The following is an 11,480-nucleotide window of genomic DNA, read 5'->3' as shown; positions in this document are numbered from 1 at the left end:
CTGCCCATGGGCGCTAGAGGCCTCGGCGGTTAGACTCGACGGGTGCGTCGCCGCTCGCGGGGCGCGGAGAGTGCGAGTGACTGACCCAGGGGGGAGTCCGGGGATGAAGGCGTTGACGTGGATGCGTGCGCGCCCGCGACGGCTCGCGTCCGCCGCAGGCGTCGCCGCCGGTGCGGTCGCCCTCACCACACTCGCGTTCGCGTACCAGGGCAACCCGACGACCAAGGTCGATCTGAACGACGGCGGCGTCTGGATCACGAAGACGTCGAGTCTGCTCGTCGGGCACTTCAACCACGAGTCGACGCTCCTCGACGGCGGGCTGCGGACCGCGGCCGAGAACTACGACATCCTCCAGGACGAGACGAACGTCCTCGTGGTCGATGAGGCGGCGTCGACCGTCACCGCGGTCGACCCCGCCAGAGTCACGCTCGGCGACTCCGCCAAGATCCCGGCATCCGCGAAGGTGGCGCTCGGCGATCGCACCGCAGCCGTCCTCGATCGCGACTCCGGTGATCTCTGGGTCGTTCCGGTGCGCGGCATCGCCGCCTTCGAACCCGAGACCGCCGAGCCCGTCGCCGAACTGGGCGAGGGCGCCGAGGTCGCGGTCGCCCAGGACGGCACCGTGTTCGGGCTGTCCGCCTCGCGCGGCGAAATCGTCACGATCCCGGTCGACCGCGAAGGGCAGCCGCTCGACTCCTCTACCGCGTCGGTCGGCGATCTCGACACCTCGGAGGCCCCGCAGATCACGGTCGTCGGCCGGACTCCCGTCGTCTTCGACGCCGCTGCAGGCGTGCTGACGACGCCCGGCGGGTTCCGCACGAGCATCGGGGACGCGGCGGATGCCGTGCTCCAGCAGTCGTCTGCGGCGGCATCCGCCGTGCTGGTCGCGACGAGGGACGAGCTCGTCTCGGTGCCGCTCGACGGCGGTGAGCCGACGACGACGAAGGCCGGCGGCGATGGCGAGCCGGCGGCACCGGTCTCGCTGCTCGGCTGCGCCTACGCCGCCTGGGCCGGAAGCGCGCGATTCGTCCGTGACTGCACGGGTGATGCGAGTGACGTCGAGGCGCAGATACCGGGCGCTCGGAACTCGACCGCTCTGACCTTCCGGGTCAACCGCGATGTGATCGTGCTGAACGACGCGGTCGGCGGAGAAGCGTGGCTCGCCGACGAGAGTCTGTCGCAGGTCGACAACTGGGAGGATCTGGTCCCGCCGGAAGGCGAATCGGACGACCAGGAGGACACCACGGAGGAGACGGTCCAGACGACGCTCCCCGAGCGCTCGGATCAGAACACCCCGCCGGTCGCCGAAGACGACTCCTTCGGCGTCCGCCCTGGTGCGTCGACGATGCTGCCGGTGCTCGACAACGACAACGATCCCGATGGCGACGTGCTGGTCGCCGCGCTCGCCGAGCAGCAGCCGGCGCTCGGCACCGTGCAGCCGATCCAGGACGGCGGATCGCTGCAGATCGCCGTCGATGAGAAGGCGTCGGGGACGGGCAGCTTCACCTACGAGGCCGACGACGGACGTGGGGGCAAGGACACCGCGGTCGTCACGCTCTCGGTGCACGGATGGGACGTGAACTCGGCCCCCGGCCCCAAGCGCAAGACGAGTCTCACAGTCGAGACCGGCGGCACGATCTCGTACAACATCCTCCCCGACTGGATCGACCCCGACGGCGACGACATCTACCTGAAGTCGGTCGTCGCGGCACCCGGCGACGAGGTCGAGTTCACGACCGACGGGCAGATCAGCTACAAGGCCACGGCGAGCCTGCAGGGTCGCAAGGACGTCGAGGTGACCGTCGCTGACGGCTTCGGCGAGGTGGGCACGGCGACGATCACGCTCGATGTGCGAGCCGAGGGCAGCACCGATCCGAAGACGAACGCCGACCACGTCGTGACGAGGGTCGGCGAGCAGGTGACCGTGTCTCCGCTGAGCAACGACACCAGCTCGGGGGCCGAGCCGCTGCGGCTGGGGCGCGTGGGCGATGCGCCCGGCGCGGCCGTGGCGCCCGACTTCACGAACCAGCAGTTCAGCTTCACCGCGCAGGCCGCCGGGACCTACTACGTGCAGTATCTGGCGACCGCGGGTCCGAAGAACGCCGAGGGTCTGGTCAGAGTCGACGTGCTCGACGCGAGCGCCTCCGAACTCCCGCCGATCGCGGTCCGCGACGTCGCGCTGCTGCCCGCAGGCGGCGACGTACTGGTCGGCGTGCTGGCCAACGACACCGACCCCGGCGGCGGGATCCTCGTCGTGCAGTCGGTCTCGATCGACCCGAGCAGCGGGGTCTCGGTCTCGGTGCTCGACCACGAGACGCTGCGGATCACCGACCAGGGATCGCTCGATGGGCAGATCCGCATCGAGTACACGATCTCGAACGGCTCCGCATCCGCCGACGGCGAAGTGATCGTGATCCCGATCCCCGCCCCCGACAGCATCCTGCCGCCGGTCGCCACCCCCGACACCGCCTATGTGCGTGCGGGCGATGTGGTCACGATTCCGGTGCTCGACAACGACGTGCAGCCGAGCGGCGATGCCCTGCACGTCGCGCCCGAGCTGATCGAGCCGCTCGTCGACCCCGCCGACGGCGAGGCGTTCGTGTCGCAGGACACGGTGCGGTTCAAGGCCGGGTCCGAGGCGAAGACGGTGTACCTCACGTACGAGGCCGTCGACTCCCATCAGCAGAAGGCCGCCGGACTCGTCACGATCCAGGTGCTTCCCGTCGACGAGGCCACCAACTCGGCACCGCGCCCGCACGACCTCGTCTCGAGAGCGCTCGCCGGATCCGAGACCAACATCGCGGTGCCGCTCGACGGCATCGACGCGGACGGCGACTCCGTCGAGCTTCTCGACATCGCCTCGAGCCCGACCAAGGGCCGCATCACCGCCACCGGGCCGAACTTCTTCACCTACGAGGCGTTCCGAGGCTCTTCCGGGGTCGACTCCTTCACCTACCGCGTGCGCGATCATCTCGGCAAGGAGAGCACGGCGAGCATCCGCGTGGGCATCGCTCCGGTGCAGTTGGTCAATCAGGAGCCGTATGCGGTGAAGGATGCGGTGGTGGTGCGTCCTGGGCGTGAGATCGCGGTGCCGGTGATGGCGAACGACTCCGATCCAGAGGGTGACAAGATCACTCTGGTCGATGAGGAGAACGATGGACTCGAGGTCCCGGAGATCGACGGGCTGTCGGCGCGGGTGTCGGGGGACCGGGTTCTCGTGGATGCGCCCGATCGTGCGTTGGAGACGTCGTTGCAGTACACGATCCGCGATGCGCGGGGTGCGACGGCGTCGGCGGTGCTGCAGATCACGGTCGACGAGGACGTGCCCCTGGTGGCGCCGATCGCCCGCGACGACCGCATCCGCTCCGAGGATGTGGCCGAGGGCGGCCTCACGGCCGACATCGACATCCTGAAGAACGACGAGGACCCCGACGGCACGACCGAGGGGCTCGCACTCGACCTCGGCTCCGGCGCGACCCTGCTCAAGAACGGCGAGGTGCGCGTCACCGTCACCGACGAGCAGCAGCTCATCCGCTACACGCTCACCGACCAGGACGGCCTGGAGGCCTCGGCGTTCATCTTCGTCCCCGCGGTCTCGGGTCTGCGTCCGGCGCTCGACTCGACCAAGCCGGTCGAAGTGGTCAGCGGCGAGACGATCGAGCTGCCGCTGTCGAAGTACGTCGTGGTGGCGGGCGGCGGGACGACGCGGATCACCGAGCACGCCAAGGTGAGCGCCGTGCACGCCGACGGTTCCGACCTGGTGAAGGACGAGACCACGCTCGTCTACACCTCGGCCCCGGACTACTTCGGTCAGGACGCCCTCACCTTCGAAGTCACGGACGGCACCGGACCCGACGACCCCGACGGCCGGACGTCCACCCTGACGATCCCGATCGACGTGCTGCCGTCCGAGAACCAGCCGCCGGTGTTCATCAGCGGCGAGGTGCAGGTCGCACCGGGCGAGGAAGCGACGACGCTCGACCTGGAAGCGCTCACGGTCGATCCCGACGTCGATGACGAGCACGAGTTCGAATACGTGAGCGGAGCAGGCAAGGGCGTCACGGCGAAGGTCGACGGCGATGAGCTGAAGGTCGAGGCCTCGTCTGGCGCGAAGAAGGGCACTGCGCTGACGCTAACGCTGCGCATCTCCGACGGCGAGACCGAACCCGTCGAGGGAACCATCACCGTCATCGTCGCGGCGTCGACCCGAGCGCTGCCCGCGGCCAACACCGACACCATCGCCGAGGCCGATCAGGGGCGCGCGGTGAACGTGCCCGTTCTCGCCAACGACTTCAACCCGTTCCCCGAGACGCCGCTGAAGATCGTGTCGTACGTCGTCGAGTCGGGCTCTGGCGAGGTCGACAAGAAGGGCGATGAACTGATCGTCACCCCGGCGAAGGACTTCGTCGGGACGATGGTCGTGCGCTACCGGATCCAGGATGCGACGAAGGATGCTGATCGCGAGGCCGACGGACAGGTCGTCGTCACCGTGCAGGGCGTGCCCGACGCACCGGGTGCACCGACGGTCGTGAGCGTGCAGGACCGCACCGTCGTGGTCTCGTACTCGGCTCCGTCGAACAACGGCGCCGCGATCACGAAGTACACCGTGAAGGCGGCCGGCGGCGGCGCGTACTCGAAGGACTGCCAGTCGACGACCTGCACGCTCGACGGGCTCACCAACAACGTCGAGTACACGTTCCAGGTGACGGCGACGAACAGGGTCGGCGAGAGCGAGCCCTCCGCGGTCTCCGCGGTCGCGCGTCCCGATGCGCGACCCGACACCCCGAACCCGCCCGCACTCGTCTTCGGCGACAAGTCTCTCGCCGTGAGCTGGTCGACGCCGTCGACCCCTGGTTCCCCCGTCGAGCGCTACACGCTCGAGATCTCTCCCGCCCCGCCCTCCGGGATTGCCCAGAAGGAGGTCACCGGCAACTCGTTGACCTGGGAGGGGCTCGAGAACGGCACGAACTACCAGGTGCGCATCCAGGCGCACAACAAGGCGCCGGAGCCGTCGAGCTGGAGCGGCTGGTCGGCATCCGAGATCCCCGCCGGGCCTCCGCTCGCCGCCGCCGCGCCGACGACGCAGGAGCTCTCTCCTGTCGGTTCGCAGGCCCAGATGCAGGTGAACTGGGCGACTCCCGACAACAACGGCGACGCGATCGACAGCTATCAGCTCGAGGTCTACGAGGGGTCGGCGCTCGTGCGCACCCTGACGCCGGGCGCCGGCGCCACGAGCCAGGCCGTGACGCTGCCCACCAGCGAGACCGAGTACACCTTCCGCATCAGGGGCCACAACAAGGCCGGATGGGGTGACTACAGCGCCCCGTCGGCTCCGCGCCGCGGAGTGACGGCTCCCGGTGCTCCCACCGGTCTCGTCGCGCAGCCGGGCGACCGGTTCATCGACATCCAGTACACGCCCGGCGCGCGCAACGGTGCGCGAACCGGCGAGGTCTCGTACCAGTACAGACTGAACGGCGGCGGCTGGCAGGGACTGTCAGGCACCCACATCTCGGGCCTCACCAACGGCGCGAGCTACACCGTCGAGGTCAGGGGCGTGGCGTCCGTGAACGGCTCGACCTACTCGGGCGCCCCGTCGAACGCGGCGACCGCTGTACCCTTCGGCGTGCCCTTCGCGCCGACGGCGAAGGCGCAGAACCTCGGCACCCAGGTGAAGCTCTCGTGGGACGCCTCCGGATCTGACAACGGCCGTCCCATCTCGGTCGTGCAGATCAGCGTCGACGACGGCGCCTGGACGAACGTCGGAATGAGCGGCTCGCGCACGGTGGGCGACGGCTACAAGCAGACCCACAGCATCAAGGTGCGCGCGCAGGACTCCGAGGGGCAGTGGTCGCCGGTCGCCTCCGATTCGGCACGGACCAACGACCCGCCGGCCGAGGTGCTGAGGACCGAGAAGGGCGCGTCCGGATCATGGCCCGACTGCGGATCGTCGTCCTGCGCCAGGGTGCGTCTCACGGTCTCGAACTTCGCGAACCCCGGAAGCTATCACCTGGCCTGCGACGACGGCGGTCGATGGGGAGGCTCGCAGGCTCAGCATGTGCCCGCCAACGGCAGCGTCGATCTGAACTGCTACTACGGCTATCCCGGCAACACGGTCCGCGTCTACATCAAAGAGCTCGACAGATACGCCACGGCGCTGGTCTGGTACTGACGCTCACCGACTCCCACACGAGAACAGGAACACGATCCCCATGACAATGACCCCTGAGCAGGCGACCTGGTTCCAGGGAACCTTCACCCGTCTCGTCGACAACGTCGACAAGGCCGTGCAGGGCAAGCGCGAGGTCGTCGCGCTCGTGCTCTCCGCGATGCTCGCAGAGGGGCACGTGCTGCTGGAGGACGCTCCCGGCACCGGCAAGACGAGCCTCGCCAAGGCGCTCGCCTCCACCGTGCAGGGCACCAGCGCCCGCATCCAGTTCACGCCCGACCTGCTGCCGTCCGACGTCACCGGCGTGACCATCTACGACCAGCAGCAGCATCGCTTCGAGTTCCACAAGGGACCGATCTTCGCGTCGATCGTGCTCGCCGACGAGATCAACCGCGCCTCGCCGAAGACCCAGTCGGCGCTCCTCGAGGTCATGGAGGAGTCACGCGTCACGGTCGACGGCGTGACCCACGAGACCGGTCGCCCCTTCCTGGTGATCGCCACCCAGAACCCCATCGAGCAGGCGGGCACGTACAAGCTCCCCGAGGCGCAGCTCGACCGCTTCCTCATCAAGACCTCGATCGGCTACCCCGATCTGGCGATCACCGAGAGCATCCTCGCCGGAGCATCCGATCGCAACCCCTCCGCCGGCCTGACCGCCGTGATCACGACCAACGCGGTCGCCGACATGGCCGACCTGGGCGCGACCGTGCACGTCGAGCCCGCTGTGCTGCGCTACGTGGCCGAGCTCGCCGAGGCGACTCGCAAGGACTCGGGCGTGCGCCTGGGCGTCTCGGTGCGAGGTGCGATCGCGATGGTCCGCCTGGCGAAGGTCTGGGCGGCCACGCACGGCCGTCACTTCGTCCTCCCCGACGACATCAAGACGCTCGCGCGCCCGGTGTGGCAGCATCGCCTGCTGCTCGACGCCGAGGCCGAGTTCGCCGGAACCACCGGCGAGGTCGTCATCGCCCGCGTGCTCGACTCCGTTCCGGCACCCCAGGCGCGAACGGCGGCATGATGACCACGGAGGCACTCGAGGCGTCGCCTGCGCCGACCACCCGCGACGCCGGCTGGCGCGACATCGCGGCGGTCATCGGCGCGCGGCTCCTCGCGCGCCTTCGCAGGATCACGGCGGCGATCCGTCCACTCGCCTGGGTGCTGATGGCCCTCGCCGTGGGCTTCTGGATCATCGGGCAGATCGGCGGCTGGGCGGAGTTCACGTTCGCGGCCGTGGTGATCGCGATCACCGTCGTGCTGTGCGCGCTGTTCCTGATCGGACGCACTGCCTACGACGTGTCGCTCGATCTGGCGCGCACGCGTGTCGTGGTCGGAGAACGCGCGATCGGAGCCCTGAAGCTCGCGAACCGCGGGACCAGGGCCATCCTGCCCTCGCGCGTGGTGCTGCCCGTCGGCGCCGGCCGTGGCGAGTTCGGCATCCAGCGCCTCGCCCCGGGGGAGGAGGCCGAAGAGCTGTTCACGATCCCGACGCAGAAGCGGGGCGTCGTGAAGGTCGGCCCGGTGAGCGTCGTCCGCGGCGACCCGCTGGGCCTGTTCGAGCGGGCCCACCACCGGGACGATCCGGTGGATCTGTTCGTGCACCCGCGGACCATCCTGTTCGACGGTCAGTCGCTCGGATACCTGCGGGATCTCGAAGGGCTTCCTGCCACCGACCTCTCGCGCGACGACGTCTCCTTCCACGCTCTGCTCGAGTACCAGCCCGGCGACGACCTGCGCCACGTGCACTGGAAGTCCACGGCGCGCACCGGCACCCTGATGATGCGCCAGTACGAGGAGACGCGCCGTTCGCACTTCGTGATCGGCCTGTCGCGCGCGGCCTCGGAGTACGCGACGCCCGAGGACTTCGAACTCGCGATCTCGGCGGCAGGGTCGATCGGACTGCGGGCGATCCGCGACTCGCAGCGGGTCGACGTGCGCGTGCAGGGCCGTGAGCTCCCCTCCGGCACAGGCAAGCAGCTGCTCGACTCGCTGTCGGCCGTCAAGAACTCGCGCCCGCGCCGCGGCGGCATCGACGAGCTCGCCGGCGTGCTCGCGAGGACCATGCCGCTCGCCAGCGTCGTGGTGCTCATCTGCGGCTCGAAAGTCCGCAGCGACGATCTGCGCATGGCATGCTCGCGGTTGCCCTTCGGCGCCAGAGTGCTCGCGGTGGTCGCGGATCGCACCGCGACGACGCCGGGACTGCGGCGGATCGGAGACGCCGATGTCGTGACCATCGGCGCGCTGGAACAGATCCCCCTCGCCCTGCAGAAGGTGCTCGCATGACCGCCCCCGCCACCGCACCCGCGGCGCTGCCTCTGCGCCGCTGGATCCTCGACCTCGGCGCCGCCGCGGTGCTCACCGCGGTCGCGATGACCGGATTCTGGACGACGTTCGCCGGCCCCTCCTACCTTCCCGCCGTCGTCGGCGGCATACTCCTGGGGCTTGCGATCGCCGCGGTCGCGGCCTGGCGCCGCTGGGGCATCCTGATCATCACCGGGCTGACCGTCGCGGCGTACTTCGTGTTCGGCGGGGCTCTCGCCCTGCCGCACACCGCGTTCCTCGGGTTCGTTCCGACGATCGACACGCTTCAGAAGCTCGCTCTGGGCACCGTCACCTCGTGGAAGCAGATGCTGACCACGGTGGCGCCGGTCGCTGCTGCCGACGGCCACCTCATCGTGCCGTTCCTGCTCTCGCTCGTGGGCGCCGTGCTCACGGCATCCCTCGCCCTCCGGCTGAGTCAGGTGGGCTGGGCGCTGATCCCCGCGGGCGTCGTCCTGATCCTCGCGATCGTTCTGGGGACCCCCGAGCCGGCCTTCCCGCTGGCTCAGGGCCTCGTGTTCGCGATCTTCGCCATCTCCTGGCTCGCGCTGCGTCAGCTGTGGGCGCCGCAGAACGCCGCCGTCTCGGTGAGCGAGGTCGACCCCGCCCGCGCGGCGTACATGCGCATGCGGAGACTGCTGGCGGGAGTCGCCGTGCTCGCGGTGGCCGGCGGTGCAGGGATCGCCTCCAGCGCGATCGCCCAGCCGGTTCAGCCGCGGCACGTGTTCCGCGATGTCGTGATCCCCCCGTTCAACATCCACGACTATCCGAGTCCCCTGCAGTCGTTCCGCAAGAACGTGCGCGACGAGTCCGAGGACACGCTGTTCACGGTGAGCGGCCTGCCCAAGGGAGCGCGCATCCGGATCGCGGTCATGGATCAGTTCGACGGCCAGGTCTACAACGTCACCGATGGCGGCCCCGGCTCCTCGAGCGCCTTCGCCCCGCTGCGCTCGAACATGTCGCCCGAGGCGAAGGGCGTCCCGGTGACGTTGAAGGTGGCCATCGAGGACTACAGCGGAGTGTGGATGCCGGATGCCGGCGCCGTCTCCCAGATCGACTTCACCGGCAAGCGCGCCGATGAGCTGCGCCGTTCGGGGTACTACAACAACGACACGGGCACCGCTGTCGTCACGGCCAAGCTCACCAGCGGCGACACGTACACGGTCGACACCGTGATTCCGGCGAAGCTCGACGACACGCAGCTCGCCGACGTCGACTTCGGCAAGGTCGCGCTGCCCAAGCAGAGCAACGTGCCGGAGGAGCTGACCTCCCTCGCCGCCGAGACGGTCGCGGGAGCGGAGTCCCCGATCGAGCAGGTGCGGGCACTCGAGACTTTCCTCGCAGACGGCGGATTCTTCAGCCACGGCCTGGAAGGCGAGGTGCTCTCGCGCGCCGGGCACACCTCGGAGCGCATCTCGACTCTCATCGGCGGCGACCAGATGATCGGCGACGATGAGCAGTACGCGGTCGCGATGGCGCTGCTCGCTCGCGAAGTCGGCATCCCGGCCCGCGTCGTCATGGGCTACTACCCCGACGAGGACCAGGAGGGCGAGGCCGAGTTCGCGGCGACGGGCGATGACGTCCACGCATGGGTCGAGGTCAACTTCGAGGACATCGGCTGGGTGACGTTCAACCCGACCCCGCCGGAGGACAAGGTACCGAACGATCAGAACACCAAGCCCAAGGTCGACCCGAAGCCGCAGGTGCTGCAGCCGCCGCCCCCGCCGCAGGAACCGGTCGACCTGCCGCCGACGCTTCCCGACGACCGCAAGGGCGACGACGAGACCTTCAACCTCGCCGCCCTGCTCGGCTTGATCGCTGCGATCGGCGGGACCGCGCTCGGCGTGATGGCCCTGCTCGCGTCGCCGTTCATCGTGGTCGGAGCGTGGAAGGCGGCGAAGCGCCGCACACGCCGCAACGCCGCTCGGACGGCGGATCGGATCACCGGCGGGTGGGACGAGCTCACGGACCGCGCGATCGACTACGGCGCCCGGCTGGCGCCGGGCGGCACCCGCGCCGAGGAGGCGGCGACCCTCGCCGCGTCCCTCCCGATCCCCGCTGTCACGGCTCTCGCGGACCGCGCGGACGCCGAGGTGTTCGGCCCCTCCGAGCCGACACCGGCCCAGGTCGACGAATTCTGGGCCGAGGTCGACGGGATCGTCGGAGGCCTCGGAAAGGATGCCGGGTTCTGGAAGCGCCTGCGCGCTCGCCTCAACCTGCGTTCCTTGATCGGCGGGACGGCCGTCGCCAACAGCATGCAGAATCTGAAGGATGCCGCAGCCGCGCGGGTTCGCCGTGAACCTGGCACGATCAAGGGCAGCAGCCGCACGAAGACGTCCACCTCAGCCGAGAGCGAGACCCCATGACTGAGCCAGCGATCGACAGCATCGCGCCGATCTCGCGGCGTGCGGTCGCCTATCTGATCGATGCGCTCATCGCCGGAGGGGTCGCGATCGTCGCGGCGGTGATCGTCGGAGTGATCGCGGGGACCTCCGGGTCGTTCGAGGCGATGCTGATCGTGTTGTCCATCGGCTACGGAGCGCTGCTGCTCGTGCTCCTGGGCTGGCTGCTCGTGTACACGGCCATGCAGGCGAAGTCCGGATCCATCGGCATGCGCGCGCAGGGCGTGCGCCTCGCGTCCGCCGATGACGGGATGCCGGTGGGATTCGGCCGTGCTCTGCTGCGCAACGTCGTGTTCGGCGTATCGGGCTGGATCATCGTCGGCTACTTCACGCCGCTGTTCGACAGCTCAGGACGCTTCCAGGGCTGGCACGACCGTGTGGCGAAGGCCGTCGTGCTCGACGCGCGAAAGAGCCCGCTCCCTGTCGCCGTGCCCGACTTCGGCCCGGCACCCGCGACGACGGCCGTTCCGATCCCGCAGGGGATGCCGGGGATGCCGGGGATCCCGGGGATCCCCGCCCCCGGGGGCGTGCAGGGCGGGTTCGCGACACCGTCCACTGGCGCGTTCGCGAACGCGAACGCGCCAGTGGACGGTGTCGCG

General features: G+C 69.6%; 5 protein-coding genes. All 5 read left to right on the top strand.

The window, feature by feature from the left end; genetic code table 11:
* The first annotated feature begins 103 nt into the window (after window positions 1-103).
* Window positions 104-6,169, top strand: coding sequence for an Ig-like domain-containing protein (locus ACI3KT_RS17415; protein WP_404905724.1), 6,066 nt, complete (start codon window positions 104-106; stop codon window positions 6,167-6,169).
* Between the two features lie 40 nt (window positions 6,170-6,209).
* Window positions 6,210-7,181, top strand: coding sequence for a MoxR family ATPase (locus ACI3KT_RS17410; protein WP_292907639.1), 972 nt, complete (start codon window positions 6,210-6,212; stop codon window positions 7,179-7,181).
* Window positions 7,178-8,443, top strand: coding sequence for a DUF58 domain-containing protein (locus tag ACI3KT_RS17405; RefSeq protein ID WP_307294264.1), 1,266 nt, complete (start codon window positions 7,178-7,180; stop codon window positions 8,441-8,443). Before ACI3KT_RS17410 ends, ACI3KT_RS17405 begins: the two co-directional genes overlap by 4 nt.
* Window positions 8,440-10,845 (top strand): transglutaminaseTgpA domain-containing protein, encoded by a 2,406-nt coding sequence (locus ACI3KT_RS17400; protein ID WP_404905723.1) that lies wholly within the window; start codon window positions 8,440-8,442, stop codon window positions 10,843-10,845. Before ACI3KT_RS17405 ends, ACI3KT_RS17400 begins: the two co-directional genes overlap by 4 nt.
* Window positions 10,842-11,480, top strand: a 639-nt coding sequence (locus tag ACI3KT_RS17395; protein ID WP_404905722.1) for an RDD family protein, incomplete at its 3' end; no start/stop codon positions are given. The genes ACI3KT_RS17400 and ACI3KT_RS17395, both read left to right, overlap by 4 nt.

Origin of the sequence: Microbacterium sp. ZW T6_19 (genome assembly GCF_044987465.1) — a bacterium.
Lineage (GTDB): Bacteria > Actinomycetota > Actinomycetes > Actinomycetales > Microbacteriaceae > Microbacterium > Microbacterium natoriense_A.
This window is presented reverse-complemented; position numbering and strand designations above follow the sequence as displayed.